Annotated in this window: 18 protein-coding genes; 9 read left to right on the top strand and 9 right to left on the bottom strand. The window is 41.9% G+C overall.

Features of this window, described 5'->3' with window-relative positions; translation table 11 throughout:
• Together QL229_RS15475 and nfuA are read right to left on the bottom strand one after the other, a co-directional pair.
• Positions 1-270, bottom strand: a complete 270-nt coding sequence (locus QL229_RS15475; RefSeq protein WP_281547151.1) for a hypothetical protein — start codon at positions 268-270, stop codon at positions 1-3.
• 14 nt (positions 271-284) lie between these two features.
• Entirely contained in the window at positions 285-860 is a 576-nt protein-coding gene (nfuA, locus tag QL229_RS15470; RefSeq protein WP_063702428.1) for a Fe-S biogenesis protein NfuA, read from the bottom strand.
• A 144-nt stretch (positions 861-1,004) separates the two neighbouring features.
• On the opposite strand from nfuA, the gene QL229_RS15465 reads away from it, so the two are divergent.
• A complete protein-coding gene (locus QL229_RS15465) occupies positions 1,005-3,554 on the top strand; it encodes a M14 metallopeptidase family protein (RefSeq protein WP_281547150.1) in 2,550 nt (849 codons plus the stop codon).
• A gap of 6 nt (positions 3,555-3,560) precedes the next feature.
• On the opposite strand, the gene QL229_RS15460 is transcribed toward QL229_RS15465, so the two are convergent.
• On the bottom strand, positions 3,561-4,268 hold the full coding sequence (locus tag QL229_RS15460; protein ID WP_281547149.1) for a phosphoribosyltransferase family protein: 708 nt from the start codon (positions 4,266-4,268) through the stop codon (positions 3,561-3,563).
• A gap of 58 nt (positions 4,269-4,326) precedes the next feature.
• Between QL229_RS15460 and bioH the strand changes: the two genes are divergently transcribed.
• From bioH to QL229_RS15445, 3 genes are all read left to right on the top strand, one after another.
• The gene (gene bioH / locus QL229_RS15455; protein WP_281547148.1) at positions 4,327-5,064 is read left to right on the top strand and encodes a pimeloyl-ACP methyl ester esterase BioH; all 738 of its coding nucleotides are present in this window, start codon (positions 4,327-4,329) and stop codon (positions 5,062-5,064) included.
• A 101-nt stretch (positions 5,065-5,165) separates the two neighbouring features.
• Positions 5,166-5,474 carry a hypothetical protein gene (locus QL229_RS15450; RefSeq protein ID WP_054554434.1) on the top strand — a complete coding sequence of 103 codons (309 nt, stop codon included), beginning with the start codon at positions 5,166-5,168 and terminating at the stop codon, positions 5,472-5,474.
• A 5-nt stretch (positions 5,475-5,479) separates the two neighbouring features.
• Positions 5,480-6,328 (top strand): putative metalloprotease CJM1_0395 family protein, encoded by an 849-nt coding sequence (locus QL229_RS15445; RefSeq protein WP_281547147.1) that lies wholly within the window; start codon positions 5,480-5,482, stop codon positions 6,326-6,328.
• A gap of 73 nt (positions 6,329-6,401) precedes the next feature.
• Here the strand turns inward: QL229_RS15445 and QL229_RS15440 are convergent, their stop codons facing one another.
• The 4 genes from QL229_RS15440 to greB all read right to left on the bottom strand — a co-directional run bounded on the left by QL229_RS15440 (position 6,402) and on the right by greB (position 10,390).
• Positions 6,402-8,720, bottom strand: a complete 2,319-nt coding sequence (locus QL229_RS15440) for a Tex family protein (RefSeq protein WP_281547146.1) — start codon at positions 8,718-8,720, stop codon at positions 6,402-6,404.
• Between the two features lie 135 nt (positions 8,721-8,855).
• A complete protein-coding gene (locus QL229_RS15435; RefSeq protein ID WP_135922888.1) occupies positions 8,856-9,437 on the bottom strand; it encodes a hypothetical protein in 582 nt (193 codons plus the stop codon).
• A 50-nt stretch (positions 9,438-9,487) separates the two neighbouring features.
• Positions 9,488-9,793, bottom strand: a complete 306-nt coding sequence (locus QL229_RS15430) for a hypothetical protein (RefSeq protein WP_135922887.1) — start codon at positions 9,791-9,793, stop codon at positions 9,488-9,490.
• 114 nt (positions 9,794-9,907) lie between these two features.
• Positions 9,908-10,390: a transcription elongation factor GreB gene (greB, locus tag QL229_RS15425; RefSeq protein WP_135922886.1), complete on the bottom strand. Its 483-nt coding sequence runs from the start codon at positions 10,388-10,390 to the stop codon at positions 9,908-9,910.
• Positions 10,391-10,546: 156 nt separating this feature from the next.
• Here greB and ompR point away from each other — a divergent pair, with 156 nt between their 5' ends.
• Both ompR and envZ read left to right on the top strand, forming a co-directional pair.
• Positions 10,547-11,266: a two-component system response regulator OmpR gene (gene ompR, locus QL229_RS15420; protein WP_063702407.1), complete on the top strand. Its 720-nt coding sequence runs from the start codon at positions 10,547-10,549 to the stop codon at positions 11,264-11,266.
• 5 nt (positions 11,267-11,271) lie between these two features.
• Entirely contained in the window at positions 11,272-12,567 is a 1,296-nt protein-coding gene (gene envZ / locus QL229_RS15415) for a two-component system sensor histidine kinase EnvZ (protein ID WP_138558535.1), read from the top strand.
• Positions 12,568-12,680: 113 nt separating this feature from the next.
• Here envZ and QL229_RS15410 read toward each other — a convergent pair whose 3' ends face one another.
• Entirely contained in the window at positions 12,681-13,262 is a 582-nt protein-coding gene (locus QL229_RS15410; protein WP_281547145.1) for a hypothetical protein, read from the bottom strand.
• Positions 13,263-13,419: 157 nt separating this feature from the next.
• Positions 13,420-15,462, bottom strand: a complete 2,043-nt coding sequence (locus tag QL229_RS15405; protein ID WP_281547144.1) for a glycoside hydrolase family 97 protein — start codon at positions 15,460-15,462, stop codon at positions 13,420-13,422.
• Positions 15,463-15,621: 159 nt separating this feature from the next.
• Here QL229_RS15405 and QL229_RS15400 point away from each other — a divergent pair, with 159 nt between their 5' ends.
• From QL229_RS15400 to QL229_RS15390, 3 genes are all read left to right on the top strand, one after another.
• A complete protein-coding gene (locus QL229_RS15400) occupies positions 15,622-16,239 on the top strand; it encodes a methylamine utilization protein (RefSeq protein WP_138558480.1) in 618 nt (205 codons plus the stop codon).
• The gene (locus QL229_RS15395; protein WP_281547155.1) at positions 16,226-17,455 is read left to right on the top strand and encodes a hypothetical protein; all 1,230 of its coding nucleotides are present in this window, start codon (positions 16,226-16,228) and stop codon (positions 17,453-17,455) included. The genes QL229_RS15400 and QL229_RS15395 overlap by 14 nt, the downstream gene beginning before the upstream one ends.
• A 74-nt stretch (positions 17,456-17,529) precedes the next feature.
• A complete protein-coding gene (locus QL229_RS15390; RefSeq protein ID WP_281547143.1) occupies positions 17,530-19,131 on the top strand; it encodes a methyl-accepting chemotaxis protein in 1,602 nt (533 codons plus the stop codon).
• The last annotated feature ends 28 nt before the right edge of the window (positions 19,132-19,159 follow it).

The raw sequence follows: 19,159 nt of genomic DNA, 5'->3' as shown, positions 1-19,159 counted from the left end.
TTATTTCCACAAATCGGGGTCATGATCTTTTGGGGATGAGCGTTCTAAAACTTGCGCAAACCGATTGGCAAAAATGCCTAGGTAACCCCAACCAGCAAAGAATAAAGCTATTGCTAATACGACTAAGCCGATTAATTGAAAAAATGCGGGTCCATAGTAGCCTATGGCAATAAAAATCACGGCTAGCACAAAGAGTGCTAGGCCGCGAAGAAAGCGTTTTAAGCTTAACTTGGGGTCGCTACCTAAGCGAAATACCCACTTTTTAAGCATGCTTTAGAGACCGGTTAGTAGTAAGAATGCTCACCAGATTGGTGATCAGTGATGTCTCTTACACCATTGATTTCATCAAACTTGGCAATCATTTCTTTTTCGATGCCTTCTTTTAGTGTGACATCAATCATTGAACAACCGTTACAGCCACCGCCAAATTGCAGTACTGCAATGCCATCAGCAGTAATTTCTACTAGGCTAACTTGGCCGCCGTGGTTAGCGAGCTGTGGGTTCACTTCAGTTTCAAGCATGTGTTGTACACGCTCTTGTAATGACGCATCATCGCTAAGTTTACGTGCTTTTGCATTTGGTGCTTTAAGTGTTAACTGAGTACCCATTTTGTCAGTTACAAAATCGATTTCAGCTTCTTCTAAGAAAGGGGCACTTTCAGCATCAACAATGGCATCAAAACCATTAAATGGTAGACGAATATCAGTCGCTTCAACGGCGTCTTCAGGGCAGTAAGAAACACCACACTCAGCCTGCGAAGTACCTGGATTTACAACAAAAACACGAATGTTAGTTTGTTCAGCTTGGTCTGCTAAAAGTTTAGCAAAATGAGATTGTGCAGATTCAGAAATAGAGATCATAAAACGGACTATACTTGACTAAATTACTCGGATACTGCCTATCATACTCCGCTCATCGTGTTGTCGCCAGTGTTGAGCGTAAAAAGTTGCATCTATTTTATCGAATGGTAGCGTTAAAACATCAAATAATTATGGGTGCTATCTATGCGTTTTATAATAACAATATTAACTATGCTAGTGAGCGTTAGCGCATTAGCAAAACCTCTTTCTTATTACTTTGAACAAGATGTGAAATTTGACCCAAATATTCCTACCCCTGAGCAGGTACTAGGTTATGAGGTGGGTGAGTGGCATGTGCGACATGATCAGCTTGTGCAATATATGCAAATTCTGGCCGAAAAAAGTGACCGAATGAACTTTAAAGTAATTGGTCGCACTCACGAGCAACGTCCGCTGGTGATGTTAACGATTACTGCACCAGACAAGCTAGGCCAAGTTGAATCTATTCGTAAAGCTCATTTAGCGCGTTTAAATGGTGGTGCTACAGACTCAAGCAAACAGCCGGCGGTTGTTTGGATGGGTTACAGCGTACATGGCAATGAATCATCAGGTAGCAATGCATCGCTATTGGTTGCCTATTATTTGGCCGCTGCACAAGGGCCAGAAATTGACACCTTACTGAATAACACGGTTATTTTGCTCGACCCATCATTAAACCCCGATGGCTTAGCGCGTTTTGCAAATTGGGCAAACAGCAACCGTGGTATGAAGTTGTCATCAGATCCACAAACTCGCGAGCATATCGAAAGTTGGCCAAGCAGTCGTACTAACCATTACTTGTTTGACTTAAACCGTGATTGGTTATTGCTGCAACACCCTGAATCACGTGCACGTATCGCACAGTTTCACCAGTGGAAGCCAAATATACTGACTGACTTCCACGAAATGGGCCCGAATAGCACGTATTTTTTTCAGCCAGGGATCCCAACTCGTAAACACCCAATCACGCCTGAAGAAAACGTTACGCTGACTAAAGCAATTGCAAATTATCATGCAAAGACACTTGATGAGCATAATGCGCTTTACTTCACTGAAGAAAGCTTTGATGACTTTTACTATGGTAAAGGCTCAACTTACCCAGACGTAAATGGCGGTGTAGGTATTTTATTTGAACAAGCAAGCTCACGTGGTCACTTACAAGAAACCATCAACGGCCCGTTAAGTTTTCCGTTTACGATTAAAAATCAGTTATTAACTAGCTTGTCGACGTTCCAAGCGGCGATTGATAACCGTGCTGACTTACTTGATTATCAAGCCAAATTTTACAACAAAGCGATAGATCTTGCTGGCGATGAAGACTTCAAAGGTTATGTTGTTAAAGGTGGTGCTGATACGAGTCGCATGCAGTACTTCCTTGATTTATTGAAGCAGCATCAAATTAATGCGTATGTGCTCGAAGAGCCGTTAAAAGTAAATGGTCAAAGCTTTTCTGAAAAAAGTTACTATGTGCCATTAGCACAGCCGCAATTTCGTTTAATTAAAGCGATTTTTAGTGAGCAACAGCGTTTTGTTGATAATACGTTTTATGATGTATCTGGCTGGACTCTTGCGCATGCTTTCAATCTAGAGTTTGCAAAAGTAAGCAGCAATTGGGGCTTAAATGTTGCTAAAGAGCCTTGGCAACAGCCTGTAAAATCAAGCTATGCAGCATTACCACAAAGCTATGCTTATGCATTCAAATGGGATGATTATTTAGCGCCAAAAATGCTTAATAGCTTACTCGAACAAGGTGTAAAAGCGCGTGTGGCATTAAGCCCACTCACAGCAAAAACGCCTATGGGTGAGATTGCTTTTGAGCCTGGAAGTATCCTTGTGCCTGCAGGTCTGCAAACAGATAGCAACTGGGTTAGCTATTTAAACCAAGCACAAAACGAGTTTGGCATTGAAATTACACCAATTAGTTCTGGCTTAACGGTAAAAGGTGCTGACTTGGGCTCTCGTTCAATGGCGGTAGTGAAAGCGCCGAAAGTGCTATTAGTCGGTGGTGAAGGGAGCAGCCAGTATGAGCTTGGCGAGGTATGGTATTACCTAGACCGTTTCGTTGGCACAGCGCCAAGCATTGTTGAAATGCAACGTCTTGATGATATTGATCTCGAAAACTACAGCCATATCATTCTAGCGCACGGTAATTACAATCGTCTTGATGATGCAACGAAAGTGGCAATTAAGTCGTGGGTTCGTAAAGGCGGAGTTATTTGGGGACACAAAGGCGGAGCTAAGTTCCTAGCCGATCAACAATTATTAAAGGCTAATTACTTATCTCGTCGTGATGTAGCCAGCGCCTTTGATACAACAGGGCTCACCTATGCTGATAAGGATGACCTCGCTGGTCGTCAGCGTATTGCGGGTGCAATTTTTAATACCTCAGTGGACTTATCTCACCCACTGACGTATTCGCTGAACCGTAATACATTACCTGTATTTAAGAATAGCACTTGGTTACTTGAGAAATCAGACGCACCTTTTGTTAACGTACTTACTTACACAGACAAGCCGCTTTTAGCTGGCTTTACTGATGACGTAAACGTGGAGCAAGTAGCGGGTGCAGCAGGACTGATAGCACACTCATACGGTAAGGGTAGTGTCATTGGTATGACTGATAACCCAGTATTTCGTGGTTACTGGTACGGCACTAGTCGATTACTGAGCAATGCATTATTTTTTGGTAACGCATTCTATGCCTCAGCTGACTAATCACCTTTAATGTGCACCTAACGGAGTTAAGCAGGTAAGCATAGCCCACACCTGTTTAGCTCCGGCTTCTTTAATGACCTCAGTCGCTGCATTTAAAGTTGCGCCAGAGGTCATCACATCATCAATGATTGCCACGGTTTTTGCAGACAAATCCTGCTGGCAAATAAACGCACCCTTTAAGTTTTTAATTCTGTTCGTTTTACTGAGCTTTGATTGTGCTTTTGTAGCTTTTAGCTTTTGAAGAGGCGAAATAATAGGCTCATTTTGTGTTTGGAGTACAGGCAACCATGTTTGACTGACTTGGTTGAAGCCACGGGTTAAAAATCGCTGTTTATGTAAGGGCATTATAATAAAAGCGTCTGGCCAGTGGATATTTACTTTGCGAGCAACTGCAAGTTGCTGGCTAATGATTTGTTGTAGAGCAATCTTATAATACTGTTGGTCATTAAATTTTAACTGCTTTAACCATTGATTTAAGGGCGCTTGGTACCAAGCGCAGGCAATTAAGTGGTCAAACTGACAGTCAGGAAAAGCATCACAGACATCAGGCCTGTGTAACAGGTTTGGGTGGCGTTCTAAATCAAATAAGCTTAGATCTTGCAAACAATAACTGCATAAAGCATGGTTAGGATTAATATGGCTGTTACAGCCAATACAAAAGTTTGGAAATAACGTGTCTAAACCTAGTTTTAAAGCATGGGTTAAACGAGACATTGCATTCATTCCTTTAAACGCTATCATGAGCGCTAAGTGTGGTCTGGAATGATGAAATATGCAAAATGATATGGTGTTACTACATGGTTGGGGAATGAACCAAGGCGTGTGGCAAGTAATAATGCCTGAACTGGAATTTTTCCATGATGGTGAGGTTCGTTGCTTGGATTTACCGGGATTTGGTAATGCACAAAGCTGCCCAGCCCCTTACACCTTGCATGCCGCTGCTGAGCAACTTAGTGAGCAATTGAATGAAGGGTCATTACTCGTTGGTTGGTCATTAGGTGGATTATTTGCTTTGTACATTGCAGCTCATTGGCCAGAAAAGGTGGCTAAAGTTGTGCTTGTTGCATCAACGCCTTTCTTTGCCGAGCAGAATGACTGGCCAGGTATTAAACCGAATGTATTAAATACCTTCAAAGAGCAACTTGTTAGTCACCGCGAAAAAACCATTGAGCGATTTTTAGCAATCCAGGCGATGGGCAGTGAATCGGCCCGTGACGATATTAAACAACTAAAAGCTTTATTAAATCAGTATCCAGCACCACAAGAGCAGGCTTTAAGCGCAGGTTTAGAAATTTTGCAGCATGACGATTTACGCTCACTGTTTGTTGAGCTAAGTGTGCCAGTATGTGGCATTTTTGGTCGCTTAGATTCACTGGTTCCTTATCGAGCAATTGAAAAAATGCATGCTTTACAGCCTGAGTTTGAGTATGAAGTATTAGATAAAGCATCGCATGCCCCATTTATCTCCCATAAAAAAGCATTTATAACAGCACTGAAATCAATGTGTTAATTTAAACTCGGCCGTAGGCCACAAAAATAGCGGGATTTAGCTTTATTTTGCTCGTTTTATGAGCGATACTTAACAAGTGAATCTCACTGTTGGAGGGTGTTATGCCAATCAGTTCTGTTTTTAATAATGCGGTAGAAGGTTATAACCGTGCAAGCCAAGGTATCGAAAAGGCGAGCGCTGAGATTAGCCGTGCCTCAATTGATCAGCAAGATGATGCCCAACTAGCTCAACAACGTCAATTACAAGCGGCAACTCCAAATGAAGCTGTAACTCCGCCAGTTTCACAACCTGCCCCAATCGATGAGTCGCTTGTTAATTTGAAAGTTGAAGAATTTAATGCAAAAGCAAACATCAACACCATTCAAACTGCTGATGAAGTGCTGGGTACGTTAATTGATATCAAAGTTTAGCACTTATGAATATCGTTACTCCGTTTCCCTCGATTAATATCAACACGGCGAATGTGCACACCGAAAGTGCTCGCCGTGATAATCAGTTACGTGAAGTAATCCCGCCACCCGCTGCTACTAAACCAAGTAATGCCGAAAATAAAACGCTTAGTGATGGTGATAAAACCAAGCAACCGGGTTCTGAGGCTGGTACTTACGATGCCAAAGGTCGTTTATCTGAAGATAAAGTGATTGAGGAGCGTCAACAAGGCAGTGAACAAGGCGATCCAGAGCAATCAGAACAAGACGCTAAACAAGAACAGAAAAAAGAGCAAAAGGTTGCTGAGCAAGAGCAACAAGACGCTGAACAAATAAAAGAATTAAAAGCGCGTGATACCGAAGTGCGTATTCATGAGCAAGCGCATGCCACAGTAGGGGGGCAGTATGCGGGCTCTCCTAGCTACGAGTATCAACGTGGCCCCGATGGTACAAACTATGCTGTTGGCGGTGAGGTGCAAATTGATGTTGCTGAAATAAAAGGTGACCCACAAGCCACAATCGAAAAAATGCAGACGGTGCGTGCAGCGGCACTTGCGCCACAAGAGCCTTCAAGTGCTGATCGCTCAATTGCTGCAGATGCCACACAAAAGCTTATGGCAGCGCTTGCCAGCCAATCAGCTGATGGCGATGCTGACTCAGGCAAATCGACCTTCAAAATAAACAGTGAGTATGCCGAAGATAGCGCAACTCAAAGCAGTGAAACAAAAACAGCAAAGCGTGATGTTGAAGTAGATGAACGTGCCGCACGTATTGCTAATTTTTATCAAGCAGCTACCTCGCCCACTAATCAAAACCAGTTCTCTGCTTTTATTTAAGCTTCTTAAATTAAAAAACCGCGTAAGTTAAAACTCACGCGGTTTTTTATTATCGATTTACACCTATAGGGTATTATTTTTTCACTTTTGCATTGGCAAATGCATCAGCAAAGGCATTACCCATTGCTGCATTACCAAAATCACGTTTTTGTTTAGGTGCTGCACTTTTCGCTTTCGCAGCTGGCTTAGGTTTGCTAGCTGGTGCTGCTTTATTACTAGTATCAACATCATCGTCTAAACGCATAGTAAAGCTGATACGTTTGCGTGCTGCATCTACTTCAAGTACTTTTACTTTAACAATATCGCCAGCTTTAACTACCTCGCGTGGATCAGAGATGAACTTGTTGGTAATAGCAGAAATATGCACTAAACCGTCTTGGTGAACACCCACATCAACAAAGGCACCGAAGTTCGCAACATTCGACACTACACCTTCTAGGATCATACCCGGTTTTAGGTCGTTAATGGTTTCAACACCGGCTTTAAATTCAGCTGTTTTAAACTCAGGACGCGGGTCACGACCCGGTTTATCAAGCTCTTTAATAATATCGGTAACTGTTGGTAAACCAAACTTTTCGTCTGTGTAGTCGTTAGCAACCAGTTTATTTAAGATATCAGAGTTACCAATTAAGCTATTTACATCGAGGTTGTTCTTTTCGCAGATGCGTTTAACAACCGGGTAAGCTTCAGGGTGAACAGATGACTTATCAAGAGGATCTGTACCATTAGTGATACGTAAGAAACCAGCCGCTTGTTCAAAGGCTTTTGGCCCTAAACGCTCTACTTTTTTCAGTTCAGAGCGTTTGCTAAATGAACCATTCGCATCACGGTAGCTAACAATATTTTGTGCTAACGTTTTATTTAAGCCCGATACGCGAGTAAGTAGTGGCACCGAGGCCATATTTAAATCTACACCTACTGAGTTTACACAGTCCTCTACAACTGATGTTAGCGTTTGTCCTAGCTGGCTTTGTGATACGTCGTGTTGGTATTGGCCCACACCGATTGATTTAGGCTCAATTTTTACCAGCTCAGCAAGAGGGTCTTGTAAGCGACGCGCAATTGACACCGCACCACGCAGTGAAACATCAAGGTTAGGGAACTCGTTGGCAGCAAATTCAGACGCTGAATAAACAGATGCACCTGCTTCACTGACCATGATTTTATTTAGTTTAAGTTCACTGTTCGCTTTGATAAGTTCAGCAACTAACTTATCTGATTCACGTGAAGCTGTTCCATTACCGATGGCGATTAGCTCAACTTTGTGCTGGCGACATAACTGCTCTAAGGTACGTAATGATTTTTCCCAGTGGTTTTGGGGTGCATGAGGGAAAATGGTTTGCGTGGTTAAAAGCTTACCTGTGCTGTCTACAACGGCAATTTTACAACCTGTACGTAAACCAGGATCAAGACCTAGAGTAGTACGCGGGCCTGCAGGTGCAGCCATTAATAAATCTTTTAAGTTTTTCGCAAAAACGTCAATTGCGCCAGTTTCAGCTTTTTCACGCATTGCGCCTAAAAACTCATTCTCAAGGTGAAGGCTTAATTTAATCTTCCACGCCCATTGCACCACACTCATCAGCCAGCTACTTGCAGCAGAGTTGCTTACATCTAAGCGATAATGATCGGCAATCATCTGTGCGCACACTTGGGCTGGGTTTTCTGCGCTAGGTTCAGGGTTGATACTGAGTTGTAAAACCCCCTCATTGCGAGCACGAAGCATAGCGAGTGCACGGTGTGATGGTACTTTCTTAAGTGGCTCTTGATGCTCAAAGTAGTCGCGGTACTTAGCGCCATTATTTTCTTGGCCTGCTATTATTGTGCTTTCTATTTGACCATGCTGTGAGATGTGGCTGCGGAATTTAGCCAATAACTTAGCATCTTCTGCAAAGCGTTCCATCAGAATAAATTTAGCGCCATCAAGTACAGCCTTACTATCAGCAAAGCCTGCATCAGCATTTATGTAATCAGCTGCGAGTTGTTCTGGATCGAGGTTTGGATCATTAAATAATGCATCGGCAAGCGGCTCAATGCCGGCTTCAATAGCAATTTGACCTTTCGTGCGACGCTTAGGCTTGAACGGTAAATATAAATCTTCAAGCTCAGTTTTACTGTCAGCGTTATTAATATCAGCATTTAGCTCTGCTGTTAATTTGCCTTGTTCTTCAATGGTGGCAAGAATAAAACTGCGGCGTTCTTCTAATTCGCGTAAATAAGATAAACGTTGTTCAAGTAAACGTAATTGTGTGTCGTCTAGACCACCAGTTACTTCTTTACGATAACGGGCGATAAAAGGGACTGTGGCACCTTCATCAAGTAATTTGATTGCAGCAACAACTTGTGTTTGCTGGGCATTTAGCTCGGTCGCTAAGCGTGCAGAGATATTGCTCATGCATAAACCTTTTTAGAAATAGAAAATCAGTAAAACTGAAGATTAATTGCCTGAATAATATCACAATAAGAAGGCCTTAAAAGCACTGCTTTTAAGGCCCGCAAAAATAGTTTTACACAACGCTGGTTTTAGGCGTTAGTGTGGGTGGTCAATCTGCTGCATGACTTCACTGAAGCTGTTAGCTATTGGATTGATATTGACCGGAATATGGAGTTTTTTAGCGATTTCTCGCGCAGAAATCAAACCGCAAATTTCATGGTTTGCGCTAGTCACTAATAAGAACATCATACCTTGATGCTCCATAGTTTGCAGTGCATCTCCAATACATGCATAGCTGATGCTCTGCAAGCTTACTCCCGCTAAATTGCTAAGTGGTGTCATTACATCGTGTAGTGTTAATTCATCACGGTGTAAGTTTAAACGCTGCGCAAGAATCATAATCTTTGAGCTTTGTAAGTCTGCGCTAGAGGTGATCCCGAGCAGTTTATCTTCGCCATCAATCACTAAAATAAAATCTGAACAGCAACTATTTGTTTGTTTTAACGCATCAACGATAGATGTGCCATAGTGGGCACGAAGCGGGTCTTTTTTAGTAAAGCTATTAAGTACTTTAAGTGCAGAAGAAGTGAGATCAAGTGTTGGCTCAACTTCATTTACTGCATTAGATAATGCGCCATTAGAGATATCTTGTAGACGTAATTCTTTGAATTTATTCATTTTGTTCACCATACATTTTAATAAAACTGAAATAGAAAAATTTGAGTTAATTAAAAAGCAGGTGGCCCTCGCTGGTGTGCGCTATAAACAGACGCCTTGTTACAAGGTTGAGCATACAACACAACACGTGCATCTGGCAGTGGTTGGGCTACATTGGCGATGTACGCAGGTGTATGTTTGTCTAGGTCGGTATCTAGATTGGCAGGGTCTGCACTATCACACGCAATAAAATGTGCGGTTGGTGTAACACTGTCTGAGTGGCTTTCTATATCGTTGGCATAAGATATCAAACTCACACTTATTAAAAGTGCGAATACAATTGCATTACTTATTATGCGTTGCATTGCGTTTGACATAATTACTACCTTCTAAAACTCAAGTAATGATTTATCTTGAGTATCTTTAGTTATAGATCACATTTTTAGACTAAACAATCATTAATTAACGCTTTCTGAATTTTCTGGGAAAAATTATTTTGCATCAGGATAGGTTATCTCATTGATGAACCACTCTTTTGTACCTTCAGGCGTGTTTACCGTAAAGTCATCATCGACCTGTTTGCCAAGCAGTGCCCGAGCCATTGGTGCATCGATAGATATGTAGTCTTTACGCTCGTAAATTTCATCAGGGCCAACAATACGAAAGCGTTTTGTCTCGCCTTGTTCGTTTTCAATTTCGACCCAAGCACCAAAAAATACTTTGCCAGCTTGTTGTGGGTTGTAGTCAACAATTTTAAGGTCAGGCATACGCTTGCGCAAATAACGAACTCTGCGATCGATTTGTCGTAAAACACGTTTATTAAATTGATAATCGGCATTTTCAGAGCGGTCGCCCAAACTTGCTGCCCAAGTCACTATTTTGGTAATTTCGGGGCGTTTTTCATGCCATAAATAATCATGTTCTTGTTGTAATTGCTGATACCCTTCTCGGGTTATTAAATTTGTCTTTGCCATTTTATTCAGCCTAAAAAGAAAACCAGCCGCAAAGTATACCCTTTGTCGAGCAGGATTTTGAAATGTTCAGTAACAATCTAAGCGCGTAATTCGTTTTTTATTCTTAACTTTTTCATTTATATTAATAAGTAACATATTACAAAAAGAATGAAAGTTATGGGACACGAAACGACAAAAGTATTGGTTGTTGATGATGATATGCGCTTACGCAGTTTGCTAGAGCGTTACCTTGTAGAACAAGGTTTTATTGTTCGTACAGCAGCAAATTCAGAGCAAATGGATCGCTTACTAGAGCGCGAAAACTTCCACTTGATTGTATTAGATTTAATGTTGCCGGGTGAAGATGGTCTTTCAATTTGCCGTCGTTTACGTCAAAAAGAAAATGACATTCCTATTGTAATGCTCACAGCAAAAGGCGATGAAGTTGATCGCATCATTGGTTTAGAGCTAGGTGCGGATGATTACATTCCTAAACCATTCAATCCACGTGAGTTACTCGCGCGTATCAAAGCAATTTTACGTCGTCGTGCTAAAGAAGTGCCGGGGGCGCCTGCTGCCGAAGAAAACGAAATTAGTTTTGGTGAGTTTACTCTTAACCTTGCGACCCGCGAAATGAGTCATGGTGACAAAACAATGTCGTTAACCAGTGGGGAGTTTGCTGTATTGAAAGCCTTGGTAACACATCCTCGTGAACCGCTTAGTCGCGATAAGCTAATGAACTTAGCACGTGGCCGTGATTACAGTGCACTTGAGCGCAGTATCGATGTTCAGGTATCGCGCTTACGTCGTATGATTGAAGTTGATGCGGCTAATCCTCGTTATATACAAACAGTATGGGGCTTAGGCTACGTATTTGTGCCAGATGGTGAAAAATAATAGCAATGGGCATGTTTCCACGTAGTGCGTTTGGACAAACGGTATTTTTGGTTGCGGCCCTGCTGTTAATCAATCAAATAGTCTCTTATATCACAGTCAGTTTTTATGTTGTTAAACCAACGATAGAACAAGTAAACCTTATTCTCTCAAAACAGGTTAAAACCGTGTTTATTGAATGGGAAGAGGGAGTGGAGGTAAGCAAAGAAGCCTCTGACAAGTTTTTTGAGATCACCGGCATTGAGGTCATGACGCAGCGCCAAGCTATGCGTGAAGGGTTGGCTGAAACTCGCGAGTACTCTATGCTATCGCGCAGCATGTCGAAAGAGCTTAATGGCTCTGCGCGGGTACGTATTAGCCAAACCGATCCGCTTGTGTATTGGGTTGAAGCTCCGCAAGCGCCAGGTTATTGGGTACGTGTGCCGCTCACCGGATTGCAAGAAAACAACCTAAAGTTCTTAACCTTTTATTTATCGAGTATTGGCTTTTTAAGTGTACTCGGTGGTTGGTTGTTTGCCCGTCATCTAAATAGACCTTTAAAAGCACTGCAACAAGCCGCTGTTAAAGTAGGGGTAGGTGACTTTTCTACCAAACTAGAAGAGCAGGGCTCTACAGAAGTGATTGAAGTAACCCGAGCGTTTAACCAAATGTCGCGTGGTATTGCTGCCCTTGAGAATGATCGCCGATTATTAATGGCAGGTGTTTCCCATGACCTACGTACCCCGCTTACGCGGATTCGTTTAGCGACTGAAATGATGTCGGACGATGAAGATTACCTGCGTGAAGGGATCATTCATGATATTGAAGATATGAACGCCATTATCGATCAATTCATTGAATATTTACGCCATCACAAACGCGAAGAACTCGAACTTGAAGACTTAAATGCGATTGTTTCAGAAGTCGTTGAAGCTGAGCAAAAGCATCATCGCACTATTACCTTTACAGAAAACCCAAGCTTAGGCGAAGTGCCAGTAAGCACGGTGGCAATAAAACGTGTTGTAACCAATATGATTGAAAATGCAATTCGCTATTCAGACGGTGATATTGAAGTTGAAACTCGCGTGAGCAGTAATAAAAAGTTTGCCATGGTGGTGGTGAATGATCACGGCCCGGGTATTCCTGAAAGCGAACTTGAAACCGTATTTGAACCGTTCAAACAAGGTGATGCGGCACGTGGTAGTGAAGGCAGTGGCTTAGGTCTTGCGATAATTAAACGTATTGTCGATATGCATGGCGGCCGAGTACAGCTACTTAATCGCCCTGAAGGTGGCCTCAGCGCGCAAATCTATTTGCCTTTTTAAAAGTATTTAGCTTTAAGCCTTAAGCTATGAGTTTCAAGCAGCCCGAGTGGGCTGCTTTTTTATGGGTGGAGATTTACAGAGCAGTTAGGTACTTATAATTTAAGTTGCCACAGTTATGAGTTATCGATAAAACTAGTTTTAAAGTGCTTTCTTGCTTTGAAGGGGGCTGAAGCAATGATGAAATTTAAAGAAAGTAGCAAGGTAACTATTAAGATAGTTAGCCAGTTTAAAGCCATCTGAATGAGAGTCGGTGGTTCATAAAAGCCAAAATGCATGAACTCGGCAATTAAAATTTTATTTTTATAAATTAAGCTGTTACAAAAATTGCCAAGTGCAAAAAAAGATACACTAACCAGAAATAGCATAGCAGTTATAGTTGCCACTTTGAGCTTTAAAAAATTTACCTTTATATATTTCGTTAAAAAATATAGAAATACTAAAAACGCAATACTGCTTACAAAGAGCGTGGCACCTAGCCCCAGAGTTAGTAGATTTGAAACCACCCATACTGGCTTTACAGTTATTGGCAAATCATTCGGGTTTATGTCGTCAGTCACTAAAAAGATGTAAATAGACGTATAAGTTAAAATACTGATTACAGTGATCGGAATATGCCAAAGTAATTCACGCTTTTCTTTTTTACGAGCTATTTTATGTGCGGTATTTCTCTGTGCAAGTCTTTCTAAAGGGTCCATTCTTTACTTACCTGAGTAATCATTCAAAAAATTTACCTTTGAGAAAGGTGATTTGCAAGTAATCATAGCCATTACTAGTCCTCCTATTTCTCAAAACAATAAAAAAGCGCGACATCAAATGCCGCGCTCTTTTTTCTTGAAGCTTAAAACTTACAGCTTAGATTGCTTTAAATCGAATCGCTGTGCCGCCGCTGGTGGCAAGCTTTAACGTTAGCTTATCATCAGCAGTCACTATGCGTTTTTCTACTTTTAAGTCGTAAGGGTTATTTACCCATTCAGCTTTGTCACCGTCACGGTAGATTTGCGCTTCAAACTTTTTACCTTTATCTAAGAAGTCTAACTTCACTTCTAAAGTGCGAGCTTTTTCGTCTGTAACAGCACCTAGATACCAGTCGTTACCTGAGTATTGATCACGCTTGCGTTCTTTACGTGCAAATACAACGAAATCGCCAACTTCACCTTGTAGTGCAATACTTTGCTGCCAATCAGTTGGTACGTCTTGAATAAACTGGAATGCATCTGGTTTCGCTAAGTAGTTACGTGGTAAATCTGCGGCCATTTGAATTGGGCTGTACATTACAACGTATAGCGCTAATTGCTTCGCTAGGGTTGTTTGTGGGCGGTTGGTATCAGCACCTAAACCGTTAAAGCCCATATCAAAAATACCTGGCGTAAAGTCCATTGGGCCTGCAAGCATACGCGTGAAAGCTAGCATTGGAATATGCTCTGGTGGGTTCGGCGGTGTACCCCAAGCGTTAAACTCTTGGCCACGGGCACCTTCACGAGCAATCCAGTTAGGGTATGTACGACGTAGGCCGGTATCTTTCACAGGCTCATGCGTGTTGATACTAATTTTATGTTTTGCAGCAAGTTTTACGTTGTGTAGGTATTCATTAACCATGAACTGACCATCGTGCCACTCTTTGCGTACAATGCCGTTTTCATCGATACGCTTGATGTTACCACCGTCAGCAACATAACCTGTTTTAACTTGGCTTACATTTGATTTTTCGTATAACGCAAATGCATCTTCCATTTGGTTACGGTAGTTGGTCACGTTGCCCGAAGTTTCGTGGTGACCAATTAATTGTACGCCTTTTTCTTTGCCGTAACGAGTCAGCTCTTCAATATCAAAGTCGTCGTAAGGTTGTGTGAAACTAAATACGTCACCGTTATAAAACCAGTCGCCATCCCAGCCAATATTCCAGCCTTCGACTAGCACGCCATCGAAGCCATATTTAGCAGCGAAGTCCATGTAATATTTAGTGTTTGCAGTGGTTGCACCATGAATTTTACCGCTACCCCAAGTATTTTCATTGATGTGCATACCCCACCAAATACCTACGTATTTACCCGGTTTAACCCAAGATACATCACCCAGTTTATTTGGTTCGTTTAAGTTTAAGATGATATCTGAGTTGATTAAATCAACGGCTTCATCACCAATTTGAATTGTACGCCAAGGAGTATTAAATGCACCGTGCTTTTTAACCGCTACGCCGTCTGACCAAGGTGTTAAATCGGCTTGGAAAGTACCATCACGACGTTGGTTTAAAACCATGCCGGCATAATCAACAAGGGCTGCTTCGTGAATACTGATATGTACACCATTTTTATTTTTTAAAGTAAATGGTGTGTGCACAAGTGCCGCTTTATGTAGTGGCGTGGTGTTATAAACATACTCATAACGGTTCCAACCACGCGCTGGTATCCACCATGCCGTTGCATCTGATGAGTCTGTAATTGCAAACTCAGTAAGCTCTTTAGTGATTTCTACATCATCAAAACCAGCTTGCTTTGGTAATTCGTATCGAAAGCCGACACCATCATTAAAAGCGCGAAAACGTACTGTAAATGTGCCACCTTGTGGTTGTGGCTTTTTAAAGGTAACAGCGACTTCGTTATGGTTATCAACCACTGTTTGGCGTTCACCCCAAGGTTGTTCCCAGCTGCTTTTTACAGAGTCAGTGGTTTGGCTGCTAATTTTGTAACCTTCGCTCATTGCCGGTTGTTGTTTAAAAACAAGGCCTAACGCTGAGTTAGCAATGACTTGTTTACCAGCAAAACTGATTTCGTAGCTAGGTGTGTGTTGTTCATCAGAAATGGTTACTTTGATCTGCCCATCAGGTGAACTGACGGTTGTGGTTTGTGCTAGGCAAGTACCTGAAAAGGCTGCTAACATTAAGGCAGTTAATCGCATTGTTGTTCCTTGGCGGCTTATGGTTATGGATTGTTGTCACGTATTCACATACATGCTTCAAGCATAAAGTGACTTGCCAGTTAATACGAGAGATCTGCATACGTATTCAACAAAGTGAGTGCTGTGATATCAGGCCCTATACTGAAAAAGGTTTAAAAAATGATAAGAATAACCCTGTTGCTACTACTATTGTTTAGCCAAGCTTTATTGGCGCAGCAAATACAAATAGTGGATAAGCAGAATCAACCGGTCAAAAATGCGGTTGTTTGGTTAAAAGGTTCTCAGCAGCTAACTTTGCCTGATACTCATTACACTATGAGCCAGCAGGAACGTGCGTTTGTTCCTCATGTCTTGGTTGTACCAAAAGGAGCGAATGTTGAATTTCCGAACCTTGATTCAATCATGCATCATGTTTACTCGTTTTCTAAAACGAAGCAATTTGAGCTAAAGCTTTACCATGATAAACCAGAACAACCGATTAACTTTGCGCAAACGGGCGTTGTAGAACTTGGTTGTAATATTCATGACTGGATGTTGGGCTATATTGTTGTGGTTGATGGCACTGTATTTGGGCAAACAGACAAACAGGGTATCGTAAATTTACCACTACCTGAAGGGCCTCATATATTGGCGGTTTGGCATGATCGCTTTAACGATATTAGTTCGCCAGAAACGATAGAAATTTCCACCTCTAATAGTCAATTTAGCTACAAATTAAAGCAAACTTTGTTACCAAAATTAGAATTAAACAACGATGAGTTTGATGATTATGAATAACTGGCAAGCCTTGGCATTGGTTAGTGTTTTGGGGTTACCTGCGCTGGCATTTGCTGAGCATGATGGCTTGGTAACTGTGACGGCTGTGCGTGGCGACCAACTGTTGAGCTATCAGCGAGAAGGAATTGGTTTGTACCGTTATGACCAAGAGCATGATGCTTTAGTGATATCCCAAGCTATGCTTAGTAGTCGTTTTGAATTAAGCCGAGATTGGTCTGCGCATACAGTGCTTAACGCTCATCCTGATCCTGAACTAACCGTAGGTTTTAGTCAGGCCTATTTACAGTATCAGCCTCTCACAGCAAGTCGCTATAAATGGGCTGTTAAAGCGGGTGGCTTTTATCCAAAAATGTCACTAGAGAATCCGCAAAGTGGCTGGATATCACCCTATAACTATACTAACTCTGCGATTAATACGTGGATAGGGGAAGAGGTGCGTGCCTTTGGTCTTGAGGCCAGTATTAAACGCCCAGGTCGTCAGTTTAGAAGTAACCACAGTTTTGAAGGCTTTGCATCGGTTTTTAAAGGTAACGACCCTGCAGGAACGCTGCTGTCATGGCGAGGATTCGCTATGCATGATAGGCAAACCACGTTTAATGAACAAATCGACTTTGCTATTCCATATTCATTCGAATGGGCGCAGCTAGATAAGCAAGCTGACTATGTTGAGCCTTTCGAAGAAGTAGATGGTCGCTTTGGATATTATTTAGGTATGCATTGGGATTATCAAAAAAGGTCACAGTTTCGCGTTTATTATTATGACAATAACGGTGACCCCGGTGCTTTAAATACCCGTACAGGTCAGTATGCGTGGGATACACGTTTTTTAAGTGCGGCATGGTTGTATAAGTTCAATCAGCAAACACGCATTATTGTTCAGATGCTAGATGGCAAAACCGCAATGGGTAAATACCGTGGGATAGATAACGATTTTTACAGCCATTTTGTTTTATTAAGCCACAAGTTAGACCAGCACCGTCTTACAATTAGGTATGATTACTTTAAGGTAAGTGATCATGATGATTGGCAATTTGATCCTAACCAAAGTCGTGGAGAAGCTTTAACCGCAAGTTGGCGCTATCAACTGTCAAACAAGTGGCAAGTAGGTGCTGAATATTCAGTGCTGAGCAGTGACGCTCAAAATAGACCCGGTATGGGATTTAATGAGCATAACTCGCAGCAGCAATTTCAACTTTCAGCGGGATGGCAATTTTAATTTCATACACTTTTATCGTTTTTCTACTACCATTCTAAAGAGTGGGTAGGTTAGATTTTGAATTAGGACAATGTATGAAGTTAAAAAGCATTCGCGTCAAAAGTTCGTTACCAATCGCGTTATTAGGTATTGCCATAATTCTCCTAATTGCGGGCTATACCTATTTAATTAACCTTCAAGAAGAAGCCATTGATGCACAGTCAGAACGTTTTTTAAAGGCTGTCTCTGTGGTTGTTAATGCTGATCGAGACTTGTATCAAGCCAAAGTGGCAGAGCTGCAACTTGTTACCCAATTGAAGGGTGATAAAGGCCAGCTTACTGAGCATCAAGAGAATGCTGAACAAGTGAAAGATCGTTTTAAGCAATACTTATCTTATATGTCACCTTATGCAGAGATTGCAGGGCAATTCCGTAACTTTGATAGCGCGTTTGATGCTTGGTACAAAGCCTCAACAGCTTATATCAACAGCCCAGCTAACGCTTCGCAAAAACAAGCGGCTGAACAGACCTTTTCTGAACTACGTGATGTTTTAGATAAAGCGGGTGAAGTAGCTGAAAAAACGTCGCAAGACGAAACAGAAAGATTGATGGCTAAAATCATGGGCTTTAAAGTTATGCTTATGGTGATGATTGCAGTGGTTTTAGCTGTGGCGGGTTGGTTTAGTTATTTTGTACCACGTCAGCTTACAAAGCAGATCAACTTTGTCACTGAACGGATTAACGAAATTGCCTCAGGAGATGGTGACTTAACTGGCCGTATAAATGTTAAAACCCAAGATGAATTTGCCGAACTGGCAACTGCATTTAACCGCTTCTTAGATAATTTGCAGCAGCTTATTAAAGATATTTTAGAACAGGCAAAAGAGCTTAATACGCTTGGTAACGATCTAGGCAATTTCGCTAATCAAAACCATCAAGTAAATCAAAAGCTCAGTCAAGCATCTGAGTCTATTGTAAGTGCTGTACATGAAATGAGTGTGGCAAGCCGTGAAGTAGCCAATGTAGCGCAAAACTCATCCCATGAAGCCGATAACTCACAGCAGCTTGCTAAACAAGGTTTAACAGCCGTTGATAATTCGAGCCGTAAAATTACAGCGTTGTCAGAAAATATGGAACACGCCAGCCAGCGCTCAACGGAGTTGCAGCAAAGCTCAGACAATATTGCCAAGGTGCTTGAGGTTATTCGTGCGATTGCCGAGCAAACTAACTTACTTGCACTTAATGCGGCAATTGAGGCAGCTCGGGCAGGAGAACAAGGTCGCGGCTTCGCGGTAGTGGCCGATGAAGTGCGAACACTCGCTACGCGAACCCAAGAAAGTACCAATGACATTCAAACAATGGTTGAACAGTTTGCCGGTAGTGTTGAGCAGTCATTGCAAGCTATTAACTCGGGTAAACGTTTTGCTGACGAGGCAGTAGCATCTTTCGCGCAAACGAATGATATTTTAAATGCCATGCAAGACTCATCTGTAAAAGTTAATGATATGGCAATGCAAACGGCACAAGCCACCGAAGAGCAAACCGCTGTTGCTGATGAAATCAGTCAAAACTTATCTGACTTAAATGATCAAACTCAGCAAGGGGGCGGGCTGGCAAGTTCAACCCAAGAAGTGGCAACTAGGATGACTCAACTAACTAATGAACTCAATCATTTAGTGAATCGGTTTAAGGTTTAATACAATAAAAAAGGGCTCAATTGAGCCC

This window comes from Pseudoalteromonas sp. PAR1 (assembly GCF_947311895.1).
Lineage (GTDB): Bacteria > Pseudomonadota > Gammaproteobacteria > Enterobacterales > Alteromonadaceae > Pseudoalteromonas > Pseudoalteromonas lipolytica_C.
The sequence above is the reverse complement of the archived record's forward strand: the minus strand, read 5'-3'. Positions and strand labels throughout refer to the sequence as shown.